This window comes from Rhizobium sp. BT03 (assembly GCF_030053155.1).
GTDB lineage: Bacteria > Pseudomonadota > Alphaproteobacteria > Rhizobiales > Rhizobiaceae > Rhizobium.
The window spans coordinates 2617501-2636997 of record NZ_CP125640.1; the positions used below are offsets into that span (position 1 = coordinate 2617501).

The 19497-nt window shown below is 62.1% G+C and carries 20 protein-coding genes; 10 read left to right on the forward strand and 10 right to left on the reverse strand.

Annotation, left to right across the window (positions count from 1 at the left end):
- The first annotated feature begins 341 nt into the window (after window positions 1–341).
- From hrpB to QMO80_RS12900, 3 genes are all read left to right on the forward strand, one after another.
- On the forward strand, window positions 342–2807 hold the full coding sequence (hrpB, locus tag QMO80_RS12890; RefSeq protein WP_283196942.1) for an ATP-dependent helicase HrpB: 2466 nt from the start codon (window positions 342–344) through the stop codon (window positions 2805–2807).
- Window positions 2808–2829: 22 nt separating this feature from the next.
- On the forward strand, window positions 2830–4140 hold the full coding sequence (locus QMO80_RS12895; protein ID WP_283196943.1) for an ActS/PrrB/RegB family redox-sensitive histidine kinase: 1311 nt from the start codon (window positions 2830–2832) through the stop codon (window positions 4138–4140).
- Window positions 4141–4208: 68 nt separating this feature from the next.
- Window positions 4209–4787: an ActR/PrrA/RegA family redox response regulator transcription factor gene (locus tag QMO80_RS12900; protein ID WP_283196944.1), complete on the forward strand. Its 579-nt coding sequence runs from the start codon at window positions 4209–4211 to the stop codon at window positions 4785–4787.
- A gap of 72 nt (window positions 4788–4859) precedes the next feature.
- Here the strand turns inward: QMO80_RS12900 and QMO80_RS12905 are convergent, their stop codons facing one another.
- The 4 genes from QMO80_RS12905 to QMO80_RS12920 are packed head-to-tail and all read right to left on the reverse strand — an operon-like array spanning window position 4860 to window position 7719.
- Window positions 4860–5597 carry an amino acid ABC transporter ATP-binding protein gene (locus tag QMO80_RS12905; protein ID WP_283196945.1) on the reverse strand — a complete coding sequence of 246 codons (738 nt, stop codon included), beginning with the start codon at window positions 5595–5597 and terminating at the stop codon, window positions 4860–4862.
- Entirely contained in the window at window positions 5575–6234 is a 660-nt protein-coding gene (locus QMO80_RS12910) for an amino acid ABC transporter permease (protein ID WP_283196946.1), read from the reverse strand. The genes QMO80_RS12905 and QMO80_RS12910 overlap by 23 nt, the downstream gene beginning before the upstream one ends.
- The gene (locus QMO80_RS12915; RefSeq protein WP_283196947.1) at window positions 6231–6902 is read right to left on the reverse strand and encodes an amino acid ABC transporter permease; all 672 of its coding nucleotides are present in this window, start codon (window positions 6900–6902) and stop codon (window positions 6231–6233) included. Before QMO80_RS12915 ends, QMO80_RS12910 begins: the two co-directional genes overlap by 4 nt.
- Window positions 6903–6957: 55 nt before the next feature.
- Window positions 6958–7719 carry a transporter substrate-binding domain-containing protein gene (locus tag QMO80_RS12920; protein ID WP_283200181.1) on the reverse strand — a complete coding sequence of 254 codons (762 nt, stop codon included), beginning with the start codon at window positions 7717–7719 and terminating at the stop codon, window positions 6958–6960.
- Here QMO80_RS12920 and menC point away from each other — a divergent pair.
- Entirely contained in the window at window positions 7604–8467 is an 864-nt protein-coding gene (gene menC / locus QMO80_RS12925) for an o-succinylbenzoate synthase (protein ID WP_283196948.1), read from the forward strand. The two genes, QMO80_RS12920 and menC, sit on opposite strands and share 116 nt — an antisense overlap.
- Before the next feature lie 76 nt (window positions 8468–8543).
- Here menC and QMO80_RS12930 read toward each other — a convergent pair whose 3' ends face one another.
- Window positions 8544–9038: an MmcB family DNA repair protein gene (locus QMO80_RS12930; RefSeq protein WP_049732699.1), complete on the reverse strand. Its 495-nt coding sequence runs from the start codon at window positions 9036–9038 to the stop codon at window positions 8544–8546.
- 179 nt (window positions 9039–9217) lie between these two features.
- Here QMO80_RS12930 and QMO80_RS12935 point away from each other — a divergent pair, with 179 nt between their 5' ends.
- Window positions 9218–9901, forward strand: coding sequence for a L,D-transpeptidase (locus QMO80_RS12935; RefSeq protein WP_097625135.1), 684 nt, complete (start codon window positions 9218–9220; stop codon window positions 9899–9901).
- Window positions 9902–9978: 77 nt separating this feature from the next.
- Here the strand turns inward: QMO80_RS12935 and QMO80_RS12940 are convergent, their stop codons facing one another.
- The 5 genes from QMO80_RS12940 to hslV form a co-directional block, all read right to left on the reverse strand.
- Entirely contained in the window at window positions 9979–12150 is a 2172-nt protein-coding gene (locus tag QMO80_RS12940) for a malate synthase G (RefSeq protein WP_283196949.1), read from the reverse strand.
- Between the two features lie 90 nt (window positions 12151–12240).
- The gene (locus tag QMO80_RS12945; RefSeq protein WP_283196950.1) at window positions 12241–13647 is read right to left on the reverse strand and encodes a cytochrome P450; all 1407 of its coding nucleotides are present in this window, start codon (window positions 13645–13647) and stop codon (window positions 12241–12243) included.
- Between the two features lie 48 nt (window positions 13648–13695).
- Complete coding sequence (locus tag QMO80_RS12950; protein WP_283196951.1) at window positions 13696–14643, reverse strand: DUF1402 family protein; 948 nt, start codon at window positions 14641–14643, stop codon at window positions 13696–13698.
- Window positions 14644–14833: 190 nt separating this feature from the next.
- A complete protein-coding gene (gene hslU, locus QMO80_RS12955) occupies window positions 14834–16141 on the reverse strand; it encodes an ATP-dependent protease ATPase subunit HslU (RefSeq protein ID WP_283196952.1) in 1308 nt (435 codons plus the stop codon).
- Window positions 16142–16234: 93 nt separating this feature from the next.
- A complete protein-coding gene (hslV, locus tag QMO80_RS12960) occupies window positions 16235–16762 on the reverse strand; it encodes an ATP-dependent protease subunit HslV (RefSeq protein ID WP_049732693.1) in 528 nt (175 codons plus the stop codon).
- A 175-nt stretch (window positions 16763–16937) separates the two neighbouring features.
- Between hslV and hisB the strand changes: the two genes are divergently transcribed.
- Genes hisB through QMO80_RS12985 form a run of 5 tightly spaced genes read left to right on the forward strand, consistent with a single transcriptional unit; the run spans window position 16938 to window position 19496 of the window.
- Window positions 16938–17546, forward strand: a complete 609-nt coding sequence (hisB, locus tag QMO80_RS12965; RefSeq protein ID WP_003583306.1) for an imidazoleglycerol-phosphate dehydratase HisB — start codon at window positions 16938–16940, stop codon at window positions 17544–17546.
- 22 nt (window positions 17547–17568) lie between these two features.
- A complete protein-coding gene (locus QMO80_RS12970) occupies window positions 17569–18054 on the forward strand; it encodes a DUF2628 domain-containing protein (protein ID WP_283196953.1) in 486 nt (161 codons plus the stop codon).
- A gap of 2 nt (window positions 18055–18056) precedes the next feature.
- Entirely contained in the window at window positions 18057–18707 is a 651-nt protein-coding gene (hisH, locus tag QMO80_RS12975) for an imidazole glycerol phosphate synthase subunit HisH (protein ID WP_283196954.1), read from the forward strand.
- Window positions 18708–18759: 52 nt separating this feature from the next.
- Complete coding sequence (locus QMO80_RS12980; protein WP_283196955.1) at window positions 18760–18942, forward strand: hypothetical protein; 183 nt, start codon at window positions 18760–18762, stop codon at window positions 18940–18942.
- Complete coding sequence (locus QMO80_RS12985) at window positions 18939–19496, forward strand: hypothetical protein (RefSeq protein WP_283196956.1); 558 nt, start codon at window positions 18939–18941, stop codon at window positions 19494–19496. Before QMO80_RS12980 ends, QMO80_RS12985 begins: the two co-directional genes overlap by 4 nt.
- Window position 19497: the final 1 nt, after the last annotated feature.

Genomic DNA, 19497 nt, shown 5'->3' on the forward strand with positions numbered 1-19497 from the left:
GAACCAACCCCTTTTCCAAGTCAACAGCCATACCAAAAGTTTTTTGACATTTTTGTAACATGTTGAAAATGAAGGGTTTTTATCGCTCACCTCCCAAAACGAGGGAATTCGCCGCCCGATCGGGCGGTTTTTGAGATTCGTTTTCGCCGAATCCCGAAAGAATGGCTTCGGCGAGGGGAGCAAAGCTTATATGGGGTGCTTGAGGCGGAATTCCAGGTGCTTGCCTATGACGCGCCTCACTCGCTAATTTGGGGCCAAGACCGATCCGGCGGAGATGCTTGTTCTCGATGAGAACGGCTGGCCGGCGCTATCCTTGCCTATAAGACGATGACAGGGCGAAAGTGACAATCAGTGCATCATTGCCGGAGCTTCCGGTTTCCCATGTCCTGCCGGCCGTCGGTGCCGCCCTGGGGGAGCAGAAACGCGCCGTCCTTTCCGCACCCCCCGGTGCCGGCAAGACGACGCTGGTGCCGCTTTATCTGCTTGACCAGGCCTGGCGCGGCGACGGCAAGATCATCCTGCTGGAGCCGCGGCGGCTGGCGGCGCGGGCGGCGGCAAGCCGGATGGCGTCATTGCTCGGCGAACAGGTTGGCGGCACGGTCGGCTACCGCATGCGCCTCGACAACAGGATATCGGCGGCGACGCGGGTCGAGGTGGTGACCGAAGGGGTTTTTGCCCGGATGATCCTCGACGATCCGGAACTCGCCGGCGTCTCTGCGGTGATCTTCGACGAATTCCATGAGCGTTCGCTCGACGCCGATTTCGGGCTGGCGCTGGCGCTCGACGTCCAATCGGCGCTGCGCGAGGATTTGCGTATCCTCGTGATGTCGGCGACCCTCGACGTCGAACGTGTGGCGGACCTTCTCGACCATCCGCCTGTCATCGAAAGCCTGGGGCGCAGCTTTCCGATCGATATCCGCTACCAGGATCGGCCGGGCGGCGAGCGCATCGAGGATGCGGTCACGCGGGCGATCCTCGATGCGCATGCCGATGAAACCGGCTCGATCCTCGCTTTCCTGCCCGGCCAGGCGGAAATCACGCGAACCGCGGAACGTCTGCAGGGACGATTCGGACCCGAGACGCTGATTGCACCGCTCTATGGCAATCTTGGCCAGAAGGAGCAGGACGCGGCAATCCGGCCGGCATCGAAGGGCACGCGCAAGATCGTGCTCGCGACGTCGATCGCCGAAACCTCGATCACCATCGACGGCGTCAGGATCGTGATCGACAGCGGGCTGCAGCGGCTACCGGTGTTCGAGGCGTCGACCGGGATCACAAGGCTGGAGACAGTGCGCGTGTCGCGGGCGTCCGCCGATCAGCGGGCGGGCCGTGCCGGACGAACGGAACCGGGCATCGCCGTCAGGCTGTGGCACCAGGGACAGACAGCGGCCCTGCCGGCCTTCACGCCGCCGCAGATCCTGTCCAGCGATCTCTCCGGACTGGTGCTCGATCTCGCCCATTGGGGCGTCCAGGATCCGGGATCGCTTGCCTTCGTCGACCAGCCGCCGGAGACGACGCTTAAGGAAGCGCGGGGGCTGCTCGGCCAGCTCGGTGCGCTCGACAAGGATGGGGCGCTGACCGCGCGCGGCAAGGTGATGCGCGATCTCGCTTTGCCGCCGCGGCTCGCGGCCATGGTCGTTTCAGCGGGCGAATCGGGGCACGCCCGGGATGCGGCATTGATCGCCGTGCTTCTCACCGAACAGGGTCTGGGCGGAACCAACATCGATATCGAGGAGCGGCTGCGACGCTTCAAGGCCGAGCGCGGCGAAAGAGCGGAGGCCTCGCGGCGGCTGGCGGCGCGGCTGGCGAGCGGCCTCGACAAAGTCACTGCAACGGCGCCGGCGCTTGCGGGCCAGCTGCTGCTGCATGCATTCCCGGATCGCATCGCGCTTCAGCGCGGCGGGCGCGGCCGATTCGTGATGGCGAACGGGCGCGGCGCGGAACTGCCTGAAACCGAGAGGCTGGCCGGCAGCCAGATGCTTGTCATCGCCGATCTCACCGGCCGGGCGGCACAGGCACGGGTTCTGGCGGCAGCCGAGGTGACGCGCGGCGATATCGACGCCGAGCTGCCCGGCGAGATCAAAACCGGCGATCAGATCTTCTTCGACCGGCAAAGCCGGCAGATACGGGCGCGGCGGGCAACCCGGCTCGGTGCAATCGTCTTCGAAGAGACGCCCTTGCCCCGGCCTTCCGGGCCTGCGGTCACCCAGGCGCTGGTGGAGGGGGTGCGCGAACTCGGGCTCGATCATCTCGCCTTCTCGAAGGAGGCCGTCCAGCTTCGCGAGCGGATCGGATTTCTTCACCGGACGATCGGCGAGCCCTGGCCCGATGTCGGCGATGATGCCCTGCTTTCCCGGCTGGACGATTGGTTCGGCCCGTTTCAGACGGAGGCCCGCGGCCTTTCCGAAATTTCCGCAGCCGGGCTTTCGAACGGGCTGATGTCCTTGGTGCCGCACGAGGTGCAGCGCGACCTTGGCCGACTTGCGCCGACCCATTTCGAAGCGCCGACCGGCCAGAGGCACCCGATCCAATATGAGGGCGAGGAGCCGGTGCTGACGATCCGCGTGCAGGAGCTGTTCGGGCTGAAGCAGCACCCGGCGATCGCCGGAGGCCGTCTGCCGCTGCTGCTCGAACTGACCTCGCCGGCGCATCGGCCGATCCAGACGACGCGTGACCTGCCCGGCTTCTGGGCCGGTTCATGGAAGGATGTGCGCGCCGATATGCGCGGCCGCTATCCCCGGCATCCCTGGCCGGAGCGGCCGGAAGACGCCTTGCCGACGACACGGGCAAAACCGCGTGGTACATGAGCCCACTGAAGGAGCCCACGGCATGATCGACAAGACGGAAAGCCTTACGCTGGAGGACCGCCACAGCAGCCGCAGGCTGCGCCTGCAGACGCTGGTGCGGCTGCGCTGGCTTGCGGTCGGCGGACAGGCGCTGACGGTATTCATCGTGGCCTTCTGGCTGAAATTTCCCTTGCCGCTGATTGCCAGCTCGTCGCTGATCGCCGCGCTTGCCTGGGTGAACTTCTACCTGACGATCCGCTATCCGCCGACACACCGGCTGGAATCGCCGGCCGCCTTTGCGCTGCTCGGCTTCGATCTTCTGCAGCTCTGCGCGCTGCTTTTCATCACCGGCGGCCTTGCCAATCCTTTCGCAGCCCTCGTCTGCGTGCCTGTTATCATCTCGTTTGCCTCGCAGCCGATCCGTTACAGCACGGCGCTGATCGGCTTTGCGATGGTGTGCATCACCGTGCTTGCCTTTTCGCCCTTTCCGCTGCCGTGGTTCGACGGGGTCGAGATCAATGTCCACAACGTCATGCAGTTCGGCGTCTGGTGCTCGATCGCCTCGACGATGGCATTCGCCGCCTTCTATGCCTATCGGGTGTCGATGGAAGCAAGCCAGCTTGCCGATGCGCTGGCTGCGACCGAACTGGTGCTGCAGCGGGAAAAGCATCTTTCGCAGCTCGACGGACTGGCGGCGGCGGCGGCCCACGAACTCGGCACGCCGCTTGCGACGATCAGCGTCGTCGCCAAGGAAATGGAGCGGGAACTCAAGGACGACGATCGTTTCCGTGAGGATGTGATGCTGCTGCGCAGCCAGAGCGAACGCTGCCGTGACATCCTGCGGCGGCTGACGACACTCTCCTCGGAAGGCGAAGCGCATATGCGCCGGCTGCCGCTTTCCTCGATGATCGAGGAGGTGGTCGCGCCGCACCGGGAATTCGGCATCGTCCTGGAGCTGATCGAAAAGAGCCCGCGTAAGGACGAGCCGGTGACCGACCGCAATGCCGGCATCATGTACGGGCTCGGCAATCTGATCGAAAACGCCGTCGATTATGCGCGGGAGAAGGTCAGGATCACCGTCGAGCATGATCACGATAAAGTGCTGATCATCATCGAGGACGACGGCAATGGTTACGCCCCCGATATTCTGACGCGGATCGGTGAGCCTTACATGACCAGGCGGCAGAAAGAGGATACGGCGGGCGGTCTCGGGCTCGGGCTTTTCATCGCCAAGACGCTGCTGGAGCGCTCGGGGGCATCGCTGATTTTCGAGAATCGCGAGCCGGAAAATGCGGGCGCGCGTATCCGGATCGAATGGCCGCGCATGCTGATCGACGCAAATTCGACAAAGTGACTTTGTCGGCATAAGTAGGATATAAGCGGTTGACGCAGATCGGGCGTTCAAGCGCCAGGGCCAAGACGATGACAGAACAAAATCATGAAAATTTCGCCGCTAGGGATGAAGACCATATCGGTCCCGACGCCAGCCTGCTGATCGTCGACGATGACGGTCCGTTCCTGCGCCGGCTGGCCCGGGCGATGGAGACGCGCGGTTTCCAGGTGGAGACGGCCGAATCAGTGGCCGAAGGCGTTGCGAAATCGAAAGGCAGGCCGCCGAAATATGCGGTGGTCGACCTTCGGCTCGGCGACGGCAATGGGCTCGACGTCATCGAAGCGATCCGCCAGAGGCGCGACGACACCAGGATCATCGTGCTGACCGGCTACGGCAATATCGCAACGGCGGTGACCGCCGTAAAGCTCGGCGCCGTCGATTACCTGGCAAAGCCTGCCGATGCCGACGACGTCTTTTCGGCACTGACACAGCGGGCAGGCGAAAAGGCGGAGCTTCCCGAAAATCCGATGTCTGCCGACCGGGTGCGCTGGGAACATATCCAGCGGGTCTACGAAATGTGCGAGCGTAACGTCTCGGAAACGGCGCGCCGGCTCAATATGCACCGGCGCACGCTGCAGCGCATCCTTGCCAAACGGGCGCCGAAATAGAATGGCCGCGGCATTTGACGTTTAAATCCCAAACGTCAGGACCGAATTGCGTCAACCGCGCCCGGATCCACGCTAGGCCGAGGCTTTGACACCCAGGAATTGCTGGAGCTCCGGGGTCGCCGGTTCGGAAAAGATCTTCCGAGGAGGTCCATCTCGTGGACGCGGCCAGCCCTGGTGCATGAAGACGACGCGATTGCAGACGTCGCGTGCAAAATTCATCTCATGGGTCACCATGATCAGGGTCATGCCATCGGCGGCAAGCGTGCGGACGACCGCGAGCACCTCCGAAACGAGTTCCGGATCGAGCGCCGAGGTGATTTCGTCGCAAAGAAGGGCGATCGGCTGCATAGCGAGCGCCCGTGCGATCGCCACGCGTTGCTGCTGCCCACCCGAAAGTTCGTCCGGATAGGCATTAAATTTCCCCGCCAACCCGACCCGGGCAAGCATTTCCCGGGCGATCCGCTCTGCATCGCCCTTCGGCGCCTTCTTCACCACCGTCTGGGCGAGCATGACATTGGCCCCGGCGGTCAGATGCGGGAAGAGGTTGAATTGCTGGAAGATCATGCCAACCTTCAGCCGAAGCGCCTTCAAATGCACTTCGTCGGGCAGGAGTTGGGCGCCACCGACCGAGATCGAGCCTGAGTCGATGTTCTCCAGCCCGTTTATGCAGCGCAGCAGCGTCGACTTGCCCGAGCCGCTCTTGCCGATGATCGCGATGACTTCGCCGGGTTCGACGCCGATGTTGATCCCCTTGAGAACTTCATTGTCGCCGAAGCTCTTGCGGACCTCAGTGATTTCGATGAGCGACATTGAGCTTCCTTTCGAGGATCTGGCTGCTTTTCGACAAAGGCCAGCAGAGCGCGAAATAGATGAGCGCGACGAGACCGTAGACGGTGAAGGGCTGGAAGGTGGCGTTGGTGACGATCGTTCCAGCCTTGGAGAGTTCGACGAAGCCGATGATAGAGGTCAGCGCAGTGCCCTTGATGACCTGGACGGAAAACCCGGCCGTCGGCGGGATCGCAATCCTCATGGCCTGCGGCAGCACGACGTAACGCAGCTGCTGCAGCCACCCCATGCCGAGGCTGGCGGAAGCTTCCCATTGTCCCCTGGCGACAGCTTCCACGCAGCCGCGCCAGATTTCGGCGAGAAAGGCGGCGGTCCACAGGATCAGTGCTAGCCCCGCGGCAAGCCAGGCCGGCACGTCGATGCCGAACAGGCCAAGGCCGAAGAAGGCGATGAACAGCTGCATCAGCAGCGGCGTTCCCTGAAACAGCTCGATGTAATATTTCGCCAGCAGGCGCAGCGGCTTGCGTTTGCCGATGCGCAGAAACAGCAGGCAAAGCCCGACCGCGCCGCCGCCGGCGAAGGACACGAGCGAGAGAAGAATGGTCCAGCGCGTTGCCAGCAGCAGGTTGCGCAGGATGTCCCAGATGGTGAATTCGATCATCGGACAAGCCTTCTTGGAAAGATGAACCCGCCGATGATCGCCAGCGCCTGCCTGAGCAGGATTGCCAGCGCCAGATAGATCACGGTCGAGACCATATAGGCTTCGAAGGCGCGGAACGTCCGCGACTGGATGAAATTGGCGGCGAAGGTCAGGTCTTCGGCGGCAATCTGCGACACCACGGAAGAGCCGAGCATGACGATGACCACCTGCGAGGAGAGCGCCGGCCAGATGCGCTGCAGGGAGGGAACGAGTACGACGTGGCGGAAGGTCTCGAATGGGCTCATCGCCAGGTTGGCGCCGGCCTCGAACTGTCCCTTCGGCGTTGCCTGAATACCGGCGCGGATGATCTCGCAGCTGTAGGCGCCAAGATTGATCACCATGGCGAGATTGGCCGCGGTCAGTTCGTCGAGCTGCAGGCCGAGCGAGGGAAGGCCGAAGAAGATGAAAAACAGCTGGATCAGGAACGGCGTGTTGCGGATGAGCTCGACATAGGTCGCGACGGCCGGTTTCAGCCAGGATGGGCCGAGGGCGCGCACCCAGGCGCAGACGATGCCGAGCGAAGTGCCGAGCACGCCGCCGATGGCGATGAGCTGGAAGGTGATCAATATGCCCCTGACGATCTGAGGGTAATATTGAAACAGCCAGCTGAATTCGAATGTATAGGTCATCACGGGCCTCGCCAGGCTGCCGGGCCAGTCGCCAGACCGGCCCGGCTGTTTACCGTCAGAGGCTCTTGTCCAGCGGTTGGTGAAGCCACTTCATCGAGATGTCGTCCAACGTGCCGTCCTTCTTGGACGCAGCGATGATCTCGTTGACCTTGGCCATCAGTTCCGGCTCGTTCTTGTTCATGCCGACATAGCAGGGCGAGTTCTTGATCAGGAACTTCAGTTCGGGCTTGCGGGGCGGATTTTTGTCGAGAATTGCGGCTGCCACGACATTGCCGGTCACCACTGCCACGACCTGACCCGACAGGAAGGCCGAGATCGTGCCATTGTTGTCCTCGTAGCGCTTGGTGGTCGCATCCGCAGGCGCGCTCTTTGTCAGCTCCAGATCCTCGATCGATCCGCGGGTCACGCCGACGACCTTTCCGGACAGATCGGCAATCGATTTGATGGCCACGTCGTCCGGAGCGAAGACGCCGTTGAAATAGGGGGCATAGGCATCGGAGAAGTCGATCACCGCGGCGCGTTCCGGGTTCTTGCCCAGGCTCGAGATCACCAGATCGACCTTTTTCGTCTGCAGGTATGGTATGCGGTTGGCCGAGGTCACCGGCACTATCTCCAGCTTCGCGCCAAGTTCTTGGCGATGAGTGTCGCCATGTCGATGTCGTAGCCCTGCGGCTTCATGTCGGTGCCGACGGAACCGAAAGGTGGGAAACCCTGCGGGACCGCTATGCGGACCGTCTCGCTGGACGAAGGCCGGCCTCGATACCGCCTGGTGGGATCTCGCCGCAAAGATCGCCGGTGAACCGCTCTGGAAGATGATCGGCGGAAAGGGACCGGATGCGATCGTCGGTGCCGATATATCGGTGATGGATAATCTCGATGAACTCGTCTCGGCGGTCGACAAGGCACGACAGGACGGTTTTCAGAGGACAAAGCTGAAATTCCGCCGTGGATGGGGGCTCGATATGGTCGCCCGCGTGCGCGAAGCTTTCCCCGATGCGGTTCTGCATGTCGATTGCAACAGCGCCTTCACGCTCGACGATATCGGCATGTTTCGCGAACTCGACCGGTTCGGCCTTGCGATGATCGAGCAGCCGCTTGCCTATGACGACCTGATCGACCATGCGCGCCTCCAATCCGAGTTGAAGACGCCGATCTGCCTGGACGAGAGCATCACATCGCTCGACCGGGCCCGAAAGGCGATCGATATCGGCGCCTGCGGCTGGATCAACATCAAGCCGGGACGCGTCGGCGGCTTGACCAATGCAATCGCCATTCATGACCTCTGCGCTGCCCGCAATGTTCCGTGCTGGATCGGCGGCATGCTCGAATCCGCTGTCGGGCAAGGACCGGCACTTGCACTGTCGACGCTCCCCAACGTCAAATATCCCTGCGACGTCTTCCCCAGCGAGCGACTGTACGAGGTGGATCTCTCCGAGCCGGAGATCACCCTCAGCGGACCGGGGCGCATCACGGCGTCGCACCAGCCCGGCCAACGGTTTCGGCCCAATTCGGAACGCCTTGCAAATGTTACGCGCGAATACGCTCTCGTTTCCACCAGAGCGTGACGCTGAAAAATGTGAGCGGTTTTCAGACGATATCCCACACGACTGGCGCCCTCTTCAGGGGCTCGGCGCCGATGGGTCAAACGTCATCGACGGTGAACGGCTTTCCGTTCGCCCATTCGGCCATCATCAGCCTTTGGGCGGCAGCGCGCGAGAAATTGAGCGTGACGGATTTGCGCGTCGCCGGCGCCATGCGGTGTTCCGGCGCCTCGCGAATCATGTGGGCGCCGTAGCCATCCGACAGGAAAAGCCCGCACTCCTCGGGAAAGATGTCGAGCGGCACGCCCTCGTGAGTCGCGAAGAACAGCCGGTCGCAATGCAGCCTGTATTCCGGCCATTTGCGATCTACCCTGAAGTCCTCGATCGACGTCTTGATTTCGATGATCCAGACCTCGCCTTTTTCCGAAACGGTGATCAAATCGGCGCGGCGGCCGCTGGCCAGCGGCAGTTCGGGCAGCACGGCGTGGCGCATTTCATGCAGCAAAATCTGCGTTCCCCGCCGCACCATCATGGCTCTGTCCGATTGCCGGCCATCGATTAACGGATTGTTATTGTAAACGCTCAAAATCGTCATGGATAACCATCCGAGGGGCTGGCGTGTTGTTGCAAAAAAACCATGCGCTTTTAATTTGCGCGGCAGACGGATTTGTCGCGCTGCAGTAGCCTTGCAAAGCGCAAGTTAATCGAAAATAAACCATAATCAACGATGGTCGAAAGACTGTTCTCCTTGCCCCAACACTTCAAGAGTCATCTATGCGCATCCGCAATGCATTCCCTGTATTTGGCCTGCTGACAACGCTCGCACTGGCCGGTTGCTCCTCGACCTCAGACAGCGCATCCGTCGACGACAAGGGCGCAGGCCCGACCGTACAGACAGCCCAGATCTTCAACGACGCCTATGGCGTGACGAAGGATGCCGGATACTCTCTGCCGGCGATCCCGATCGACAGGGTCAAGCCGCAGTTCCGCCGCCAGGTCGTCAGCTACCAGACCACGGAGCGTCCCGGAACGATCATCGTCAACACGCGCGAGCGCTTCCTCTATTACATCCTGGCCAACGGCAAGGCCATGCGCTACGGCATCGGCGTCGGCAAGCAGGGCTTCGCATGGGCCGGCACCGCCTACGTCGCCTGGAAGCAGGAATGGCCGACGTGGCATCCCCCGAAGGAAATGGCCGTTCGCCGCCCAGACGTCGCCAAGTATGTCGAAGACGGCATGGGTCCGGGCCTCAGCAATCCGCTCGGCGCGCGCGCCATGTATCTCTTCAACGAGGACGGCAAGGACACGCTGTTCCGCCTGCACGGCACGCCGGAATGGGCTTCGATCGGCACTGCCGCTTCCTCGGGCTGCATTCGCCTGATGAACCAGGACGTGATCGACCTTTATAGCCGCGTCCGTCCCGGCAAGGGCACGTCCAAGGTCGTCGTCATCCAGTAAGCTAGAGACCGAATTCGGTATAAAAAAGGCCGCCGGACTGTCGTCCCGGCGGCCTTTTTCTGTTCTCAACTATGCTCTCAACCGGCCGGCTTCGCCTTGAGCTCGAGGCGGCGGCGGTGAAGCACTGGCTCGGTATAGCCGTTCGGCTGCTCCCTGCCCTTCAAGACGAGATCGAGAGCGGCCTGGAAGGCGATCGAGCCGTCGAAATTGCCTGCCATCGGCCGATAGGCGGGGTCCGCCTCGTTCTGCCGGTCGACGACGGCGGCCATGCGCTTCATGGTTTCGGCGATCTGAGCCTCGCCGACCACCTTATGATGCAGCCAGTTCGCCATGTGCTGGGCCGAGATGCGCAATGTGGCGCGATCCTCCATCAGGCCGACATTGTTGATGTCAGGCACCTTCGAGCAACCGACGCCCTGATCCACCCAGCGCACGACGTAGCCGAGGATGCCCTGGGCATTGTTGTCGAGTTCGCGCTGGATTTCCTCCTGAGACCAGTTCGGCCGCACCGCAACCGGTACGGAGAGGATGTCGGAGAGCTTGGCGCGGGCCCGGTCCTTCAGTCCCTGCTGAACCCGGGCGACATTGACCCGGTGATAGTGGGTGGCGTGCAGGGTGGCCGCCGTCGGCGACGGTACCCAGGCGGTGTTGGCGCCGGCCTTCGGGTGGGCGATCTTCTGCTCCAGCATCGCCGCCATCAGATCCGGCATCGCCCACATGCCCTTGCCGATCTGGGCGTGGCCGGCAAGGCCGCATTCGAGGCCGATGTCGACGTTCCAGTTCTCATAGGCCGAAATCCAGGCTGCCTGGCGCATGTCGCCCTTGCGGATCATCGGGCCCGCTTCCATCGAGGTGTGGATTTCGTCGCCGGTGCGATCGAGGAAACCGGTATTGATGAAGACGACGCGCTCGCGGGCAGCGCGGATGCACTCCTTGAGATTGACCGTCGTGCGGCGCTCCTCATCCATGATGCCCATCTTGATGGTGTTGCGCGGCAGCCCAAGCGCGTCCTCGACCCGCGAAAAGATCTCGACGGCGAAGGCGACTTCTTCGGGCCCATGCATCTTCGGCTTGACCACATACATGGAGCCGGCGCGGGAATTCTTCCTCCGGCCGGCCGGGCCGATATCGTAAAGCGCGATCAGGCCCGTGATGACGGCATCCATGATGCCCTCCGGCACTTCATTGCCGTCCTTGTCGAGAATCGCCGGATTGGTCATCAGGTGGCCGACATTGCGCACCAGCATCAGCGAGCGGCGATGCACTTCGAAGGCGGTGCCATCCGGGCCCATATATTCCAGATCCGGGTTAAGCTTGCGGATGAAGCTCGCCCCGCCCTTTGCCACTTCCTCCTGCAGATCGCCCTTCATCAGGCCGAGCCAGTTGCTGTAGACGACGACCTTGTCCTCGGCATCGACGGCGGCAATCGAATCCTCGCAGTCCATGATCGTGGTGATCGCCGATTCCAGCCAGACATCGGAGATGTGGGCTGGATCGGACTTGCCGATGGCCGTCGTCGCATCGATGACGATCTCGATATGGATGCCATTGTTCTTCAGGAGAATATGCGTCGGGGCGGCGGCATCACCGCGATAGCCGGCAAAATGCCCGCCATCCCCAAGCGATATCTGTTCGCCATCGATCGATCGGAGGGCGAGCGCTCCATCCTTGACGGCGAAACTGCCGACATCCTTCCAGTGGCTGTCCTGCAGCGGCACCGATGTATCGAGGAAATCGCGCACCCAGGCGATGACCCTCTCGCCGCGTTTCGGGTTGTACCCCCCGCCCTTTTCGGCGCCGTCACTCTCCGGAATAGCGTCCGTGCCATAGAGCGCATCGTAGAGCGAGCCCCAGCGGGCATTGGCGGCGTTCAGTGCATAACGGGCGTTCATGACGGGAACGACCAGCTGCGGGCCGGCGATCGAGGCAATCTCGGGGTCGACATTTTGAGTCGACACTTGGAAGTCCGATCCTTCAGGCAGGAGATAGCCGATGCCGCGCAGAAAGGATTGGTAGTCGTCCATATCCGCAGGCGCGCCGTGCCGGCGATACCAGTCGTCGATCTTGAGCTGCAGCTCGTCGCGTTTTGCCAGCAGCGCCCGATTCCTCGGAGCGAGGTCGTGGACGATCGCCGAAAAATCGGCAAAGAACTTGTCCGCATCGACCGCCAGGCCCGGCAAAACTTCCTGGACGAGAAAATCATGAAGGACGGCTTCGACGGCAAGCCCGTTCTTATCAATGCGGCTCATGCGGCATTCTCCCTGCAACAACTGTCAATGCTGTCAGTTTGCCCGGCTTTCATTCACAGTCAATTCCGCAATAATTCGAAAGATTTATGCTTATCGGGAAACTATGCGCGGCGTCACCCGCATCGGCAGGCCGTTCTGCGGCTGCGTCGTCAGCTTCTGCACCGGCCAGGGGTTGGTCTCATCGGTGGAATCGAAGCGATAGCGATGCATCAGGACGGCAAGGGCAATCACCGCCTCCTGAAGCGCAAAGGTGGCACCGATGCAGACACGCGGACCGGCGCCGAAAGGCAGGAACTGGAAGCGGCCGATAGAGCCGCGATTTTCGGGCAGGAAGCGCTCGGGCATATAGGCGCGCGGCCTGTCCCAATAGAGTTCGTGGCGATGTAGCGTCCAGGGCATGATCAGCACCGTGACCCCGGCCTCGAGCTCGACCCGCTCGCCCTTGGGGCTTATCCAGGAGTCGTCCGATATGGCGGCGCGATTGATGGATGGCGCTGGCGGATAGAGGCGCAACGTCTCCTCGAAGGCGGCGCGCGTCTGCGGCATCATGTCCAGCCATGCCACAGGTTCGGCCCCGGTGGCGAGCACCGCGTCGATTTCGGCCTCCATCGCCTCGCGGATATGCGGGCTGTTCGAGACGCAATAGAGCGTCCAGGCCAGTGCCCGTGCCGTGGTCTCATGCCCCGCGCCGATAAAGGTCAGGATATTGTCTTCGATTTCTTCCTTCGTCAGCCCGTCGGGGCCGGCCTGCTCCAGCAGAAGGGTCAGGAAATCTTCGGGTGCCGTGCCGCGATCGGCCTTCATCTTGGCCAGCCGCATATCCATCGTGTCGCGCACGATGGCGCGGAACTTCTCCAGCACTTTCCGACCGCCGATGCGTGTCACACGTGGAACCCAGGACGGAGCGCGCATCAGATCCATCGGATCGACACGGCCCATGCGATGCAGGAGAGCATTGACGTCATCGGCGAAATGGCCGCTCGAAGTGACGATTTCACCTGAAAATAAGGTGTCGGCGAGGATCGCGAAGGTCAGCTCGGTCATGTCCGTGCTGATATCGAAAACGGCCCCCGCCTCGCCCGCACTCAGATATTTGCGAGCATAGTCTTCCGACTGGCGCAGCATCTGCCCGGCAAAACCCTGGGCATGGCGGGGCGTGAAAACCGGCGCCACCGCCTTGCGTGATCTTTTCCAGACAGGACCTTCGGCGGTGAGAAGACCGTCGCGGAGGATCGGACGCAGGACGAGCTGGCGCACATCCGACATGCGGTAATTATTGGCATTGTCGACCAGCACATGCTTGATCAGGCCGGGATCATTGACGATCAGCGTCCGCTGGCCGAAGAAATTGGTGCGGATCCAGGGCAGCGTGTAGGACGGTTCGCCCCAGAGCTCGAGCGGGTTGCGCAGGATGGTGCGGATGATTTCCAGCCGGCTCGGCGGCACGGTGCGCGGCAACGGCGCCGGCGGAACGAAGGGATCAGGACGCATGTCCATCGGAAAAGCCTTTCGGGGAAGATCGACGCCTTCCCGTCAGGCTTGAAGCTAGAGCAGGCCCTTGAGTTCGTCCAGCTTGTCGTTGATCAGCCAGCCGTAATAATTCTCTTCCGGCCAGACGGCCGTGCCGGAAGCACGGTTTTTCGCAGCAAGGGCTGCTGCGCGCTGGCGCGAGTTGCCGACATTATAAAGCGTCGCGGTCAGGCCTGGATTGCCCGAAATATCCATGCCGGCAATCTCCTTGTAATCGTCGATCGACCGGCGGATCGAGGCGGCGACGAAGGCGAGCGAGATATCGGGATCCATGATCGCCCTGTAGACGGCGCCGGCATTCTTCTCGTTCAGCTTCGGATAACCGGAGACGCGGGACACGAGATCGGAGAGCATCAGCGCCGTCAGCGGATTGACCTGGCCGAGGCCGAAGGTCTGGCCGGCATAGAAGGGCTGGAAGAAGACCGCGCTGAAGCGGTTGTTGGGGAAGCTCTTGCCACCCACCGTCTTGCCGCGGAAATCGCTTTCCCAGACATCCTCGCGGCAGGACCAGAGCGTGTAGGAATCGCTCTTGGCCTTGCATTCGGCAAATTGCGGCCGCGCCACGAAATCGTCGACGTTTTCGCCGTCGTAGGCGAAACGGAAGCTTTCTCCGGCATAGGAAGCGGCCTTGACATAATAGGCCTGCAGCCGGTCATAGGCGTCGACATTATAGGTGTGTTCGCCGACGATCGCGCCGACGACATGGATGGGATTGATGCCGTAAGCGCTGGAGACCTTGCGAATCTTGCCCATCAGCTCGCGATCGGTCGCCAAGAGCTCGTGGACTTTTTCATATTTCAGATCGAAGCTGCTCTTGGTTCCCTTGGTGCGCCTGACGGACGCGCCCGGAATATCGGGCTGCTCGGCATGACGGTTGCCGGCCGGCACCGTCTGCATGGCGAAGGCAGGCGCCGAATTCACCAGGGCAGCGGCAATCAAAAGGCTTGTCAAAAGGCGTCGCACGATCCGCTATCCCGTCCCGTTCCATCGTCCTGTTTGCGATGCGGCTGACTGGACCAGAATCTTGGCCGAATAAAGCCGGAGCGGAAAACAAAACGGGCCTTCACTAAAAAGTAAAAGGCCCGCTGTCGAGGATAGAGTTCGTCACAATCCGGCATTCACATCGGGAAAGACACGGACCGGTGCGCCGATATCACAGAATGAAGCGCGAGAGATCGGTATTCTGGGCGAGATCGCCGACATGTTCGCGCACATAGGCGGCATCGATGGTGATGGCCGTGCCGCCGCGATCGGGCGCATTGTAGGAAATATCGTCCAGAACACGCTCCATCACCGTCTGCAGACGGCGGGCGCCGATGTTTTCGACGGAAGAGTTCAGATGCACGGCGACATCGGCGAGCGCATCGATCGCGTCGTCGGTGAATTCGAGGCTCAGGCTTTCGGTTTCCATCAGCGCGCGATACTGGCGGATGAGGCTTGCTTCCGTCTCGGTCAGGATCCGGCGGAAGTCCTCCTTGTTCAGCGCACGCAATTCGACACGGATCGGCAGGCGGCCCTGCAGCTCCGGCAGAAGATCGGAGGGTTTGGAGACATGGAAGGCGCCCGACGCGATGAACAGGATATGGTCGGTCTTCACAGGCCCGTATTTGGTCGAGACCGTCGTGCCTTCGACGAGCGGCAGGAGATCGCGCTGGACACCTTCGCGCGAAACGCCGGCGCCCATGCCGCCGTCGCGGGCGGCGATCTTGTCGATTTCGTCGAGGAAGACGATGCCGTCATTCTCGGTGGAACGAACGGCCTCGCGCTGGATCACCTCGTTGTCGATCAGCTTGTCGGACTCATCGCGGATCAGGTCGGTATAGGAGGCCTTGACCGTGGTGCGGACCTTCTTGGTGCGTCCGCCCATCGCCTTGCCGAACATCTCAGACAGGTTGAGCACGCCGATATTGGCGCCCGGCATGCCGGGTATTTCGAAGCCGCCCATGCCGGAACCGGCATCGGCCACCTCGATGTCGATTTCCTTGTCGTCGAGTTCGCCATCCCTCAGCTTCTTGCGGAAGCTCTCTCGGGTGGCGGGCGATGCGGTGGTGCCGACCAGCGCATCGAGAACACGCTCCTCGGCGCTGACATGCGCCTTGGCCTGGACCTCGGTCCGTTTCTTCTCCCGCACCAGACCGATGCCGACCTCGACCAGATCGCGGATGATCTGCTCGACATCGCGGCCGACATAGCCGACTTCGGTGAATTTGGTGGCTTCCACCTTGATGAAGGGCGCGCCGGCGAGTTTTGCCAGGCGGCGGGAGATCTCGGTCTTGCCGACACCGGTCGGGCCGATCATCAGGATGTTCTTCGGCATCACTTCGTCGCGCAGGCTCGGGTCCAGCTGCTGGCGGCGCCAGCGGTTGCGCAGCGCAATCGCAACGGCGCGTTTGGCGTCATGCTGGCCGATAATGTAGCGGTCGAGTTCGGAAACGATCTCGCGGGGGGAAAAAGTCGTCATTGCGTGTCATTCTCCTGGCGGTCCGGGGCCATCAACAGCACCCGGCCGCAATTCCTCTTTGTTCGCCGCGGCAGCGGCCGGAAGGCCTGATGGTCAGCCTTCGACATCCAGCGTTTCCACCACGATATTGTGGTTCGTGTAGACGCAGATGTCGGCGGCGATTTCGAGGGCGCGGCGCGCGATCTCTTCGGCCGATTTGTCGGTATCCATGAGCGCGCGGGCGGCGGCGAAGGCAAAATTGCCGCCCGAACCGATCGCCGTCGTGCCATGCTCGGGCTCCAGGACGTCGCCATTGCCGGTGATCGCCAGCGTGATCGACTTGTCGGCGACGAGCATCATGGCTTCGAGATTACGCAGGTATTTGTCGGTGCGCCAGTCCTTGGCGAGTTCGACGGCGGCGCGCATCAGCTGACCGGGATATTGCTCCAGCTTCTTTTCAAGCCTTTCGAGCAGGGTGAAGGCATCGGCGGTGGCGCCGGCGAAACCGGCGATCACCTCGCCCTTGCCGATGCGGCGCACCTTGCGGGCATTGCCCTTCATGACGGTCTGGCCGAGGCTCACCTGGCCGTCGCCCGCCATCACCACCTTGCCGCCTTTTCGAACTGTAATGATCGTTGTCATCAAACACCTGTCTGCCCACAACGCGGGCTTTTACCTCGACCGCACATCGGCCCTGTCGAGCCCTATGTAAGTGGGCCGGCGCCGTTTGCAAATGGGCGGGCTTTTCTCTTGCCCGGCTTCTGGATATTTGCCGATACGCCTGATAAGGAACGGCCTTATTCCGATGGAGGGCCATATGGCCGAGACCGCAGCAAGCCGCACGGGCAGCGTTTCCCGCAAGACCAACGAAACCTCGATTTCCGTCTCCGTCAATCTCGACGGCACCGGCAAATCGAAGATTTCGACCGGCGTCGGCTTCTTCGACCATATGCTCGACCAGCTTTCGCGGCATTCCCTGATCGACATGGAGATCGAGGCCAAGGGCGACCTGCATATCGACGACCATCACACGGTCGAGGATACCGGCATCGCCATCGGCCAGGCGATCTCCAAGGCGCTCGGCGACCGGCGCGGCATCACCCGTTACGCCTCGATCGATCTCGCCATGGACGAGACGATGACCAAGGCCGCGGTCGATCTTTCCGGCCGGCCGTTCCTCGTCTGGAACGTCGCTTTCAGCGCGCCGAAGATCGGCACGTTCGATACCGAACTCGTTCGCGAATTCTTCCAGGCGCTCGCCCAGAATGCCGGCATCACCTTGCATATTCTCAACCATTATGGCGCTAACAATCACCATATTGCCGAGACATGCTTCAAGGCCGTCGCCCGCGCATTGCGCACGGCGACAGAGATCGATCCGAGACAGGCGGGCCGCGTTCCCTCGACCAAGGGCACGCTCGTCTGAGCCCCTCAAGGGAGCGGCGACAATGACATCCAGCTATATCTTCCTGACACCGCCCGGCAGCGCAGGCACGCGCCTTGACGAGACGCGCGTGATCCGCGACGGCTTCACATGGCTCGGTCTGCTGTTTCCATGGGCCTGGCTGCTGGCCCATCGGCTGTGGTTATATGCGGCGGCCGCCTTTCTGCTGCAGGCGATCGGCGGCGCGCTGATGGACGAACCGGGTCTCTGGCCGGCGGGAGCGGCACTCACGCTGGGCGTGAACCTGCTGGTCGGCCTCGAGGGCCAGAATCTCCGCATCCGCAACCTCGCCGGCAAGGGCTGGAATGAAGACGCGCTCATTGCAGCCGATACGATCGGCATTGCCGAGGACGTCTACTTCTCCGACAGGGCGGCGCAGCCCGACACCGACGCAGCCGCAGCACCGGATTGGGAGAACAAGGCCCGATCGAACGGCCCGCATGGCCAAGCGACATCGCTTGGTCTCTTTGGTTTTGATGGAGGACGCTGACGATGCGCGTCGCGATTATCGACTATGGCTCGGGCAATCTGCGTTCGGCCACCAAGGCTTTCGAGCGGGCCGCCCGTGAGGCGGGCATCGATGCGCATATCGATCTCACCGACAGGGCCGAAAATGTTGCCGCCGCCGATCGTATCGTGCTTCCGGGTGTCGGCGCCTATGCCGATTGCCGGCGCGGCCTCGATGCCGTGCCCGGCATGGCCGAGGTGCTGATCGAGGCCGTCGAGAAGAAGGCGCGGCCGTTCCTCGGCATCTGCGTCGGCATGCAGCTGATGTCCTCGCGCGGCCTCGAAAAGACCGTGACGCACGGTTTTAACTGGATCCGCGGCGACGTCGTCGGGATGACGCCTAATGACCCTCAACTGAAGATCCCGCAGATCGGCTGGAACACGCTCGACCTGCAGCGCGACCACCCGGTCTTCAACGGCATTGCGACCGGCCCGGACGGGCTGCATGCCTATTTCGTGCATTCCTACCATCTTGCCGCCGAGAACGCCGACGATGTCATCGCAACCGTCGACTATGGCGGCGCGATGACCGCTCTCGTCGGACGCGACAACATGGTGGGGGCACAGTTTCACCCGGAAAAGAGCCAAAAGCTCGGCTTGGCGCTGATCGCCAATTTCCTGCGCTGGAACCCGTAATACCTCAGCCTTATTTCTCCGTTATAGAAACAGCGGAACAGGAGTGCGCTCGATGCCGGCTTCGCGGAAATCAGGCAAGGTGTCCTACACGCTGAGACCCTCCAGAGAAGGCCTGCCTCCCTTCTCGGACATCCGGCTTCCCGATGGAACGATCATCCGCCGCGTCGATGAGACCGTTCACAAAAGAGCGCTTTCCAATGCGGCCAAGGCGTTGAAAGAAAGGCTGGACCGATGATCCACGAATTCCTTGCCGGCAACGAGAATTCGCAGCTGCGCGCCAACGGCATCAACGCCGGCGACATTGCCGAAGCCGTGCTGGAATTTTATATCGAGGGCGAGGACGATCTGATCGGCCTGCTTGCCTACGCCCTCTACGAGCGGCAGAAACGCGATTTCGTCCTCAGCTATCGCAAACGCAATGCCGGCCGTTCGCCCAACGAGGCCGAGCTTGCCGCCGTCGCCGGCAATTATCTCTCGACCGACCTCCGCAATACGCTGCGCGACCGCGCCTCGCAGATCCTGTCGAGCTATGCCGAAACCTATGTTGAGGCGATGGAGCCGGAAATCCGGCTCGCCGCCGTCAACAGCCAGGCGCTGCGCGAGGTGCGCGACATCGAAAAATCGATGAAGCGGCGTCTCGGATTCTGGCGCCAGGTTCGTGCCGGCCTTACCGTCGCCTTGCTTCTTCTTCTGCTTTTCGGCGCGGCCACCATTGCCGCTGTCTTTTTCCACTCGGATATCGTAGATGCGTGGAATGCGCTGATGGTACCGACCACTTTACGGACGTAGA

Bases quoted from the DNA above. Each gene is read 5' to 3' on its own strand.
- QMO80_RS12895 (WP_283196943.1), top strand. From the start codon at position 2,830: ATGATCGACAAGACGGAAAGCCTTACGCTGGAGGACCGCCACAGCAGC.
- QMO80_RS12900 (WP_283196944.1), top strand. From the start codon at position 4,209: ATGACAGAACAAAATCATGAAAATTTCGCCGCTAGGGATGAAGACCAT.
- QMO80_RS12905 (WP_283196945.1), bottom strand. From the start codon at position 5,597: ATGTCGCTCATCGAAATCACTGAGGTCCGCAAGAGCTTCGGCGACAAT.
- QMO80_RS12910 (WP_283196946.1), bottom strand. From the start codon at position 6,234: ATGATCGAATTCACCATCTGGGACATCCTGCGCAACCTGCTGCTGGCA.
- QMO80_RS12915 (WP_283196947.1), bottom strand. From the start codon at position 6,902: ATGACCTATACATTCGAATTCAGCTGGCTGTTTCAATATTACCCTCAG.
- QMO80_RS12930 (WP_049732699.1), bottom strand. From the start codon at position 9,038: ATGACGATTTTGAGCGTTTACAATAACAATCCGTTAATCGATGGCCGG.
- QMO80_RS12935 (WP_097625135.1), top strand. From the start codon at position 9,218: ATGCGCATCCGCAATGCATTCCCTGTATTTGGCCTGCTGACAACGCTC.
- QMO80_RS12940 (WP_283196949.1), bottom strand. From the start codon at position 12,150: ATGAGCCGCATTGATAAGAACGGGCTTGCCGTCGAAGCCGTCCTTCAT.
- QMO80_RS12945 (WP_283196950.1), bottom strand. From the start codon at position 13,647: ATGGACATGCGTCCTGATCCCTTCGTTCCGCCGGCGCCGTTGCCGCGC.
- hslU (WP_283196952.1), bottom strand. From the start codon at position 16,141: ATGACGACTTTTTCCCCCCGCGAGATCGTTTCCGAACTCGACCGCTAC.
- hslV (WP_049732693.1), bottom strand. From the start codon at position 16,762: ATGACAACGATCATTACAGTTCGAAAAGGCGGCAAGGTGGTGATGGCG.
- hisB (WP_003583306.1), top strand. From the start codon at position 16,938: ATGGCCGAGACCGCAGCAAGCCGCACGGGCAGCGTTTCCCGCAAGACC.
- QMO80_RS12970 (WP_283196953.1), top strand. From the start codon at position 17,569: ATGACATCCAGCTATATCTTCCTGACACCGCCCGGCAGCGCAGGCACG.
- hisH (WP_283196954.1), top strand. From the start codon at position 18,057: ATGCGCGTCGCGATTATCGACTATGGCTCGGGCAATCTGCGTTCGGCC.
- QMO80_RS12980 (WP_283196955.1), top strand. From the start codon at position 18,760: ATGCCGGCTTCGCGGAAATCAGGCAAGGTGTCCTACACGCTGAGACCC.
- QMO80_RS12985 (WP_283196956.1), top strand. From the start codon at position 18,939: ATGATCCACGAATTCCTTGCCGGCAACGAGAATTCGCAGCTGCGCGCC.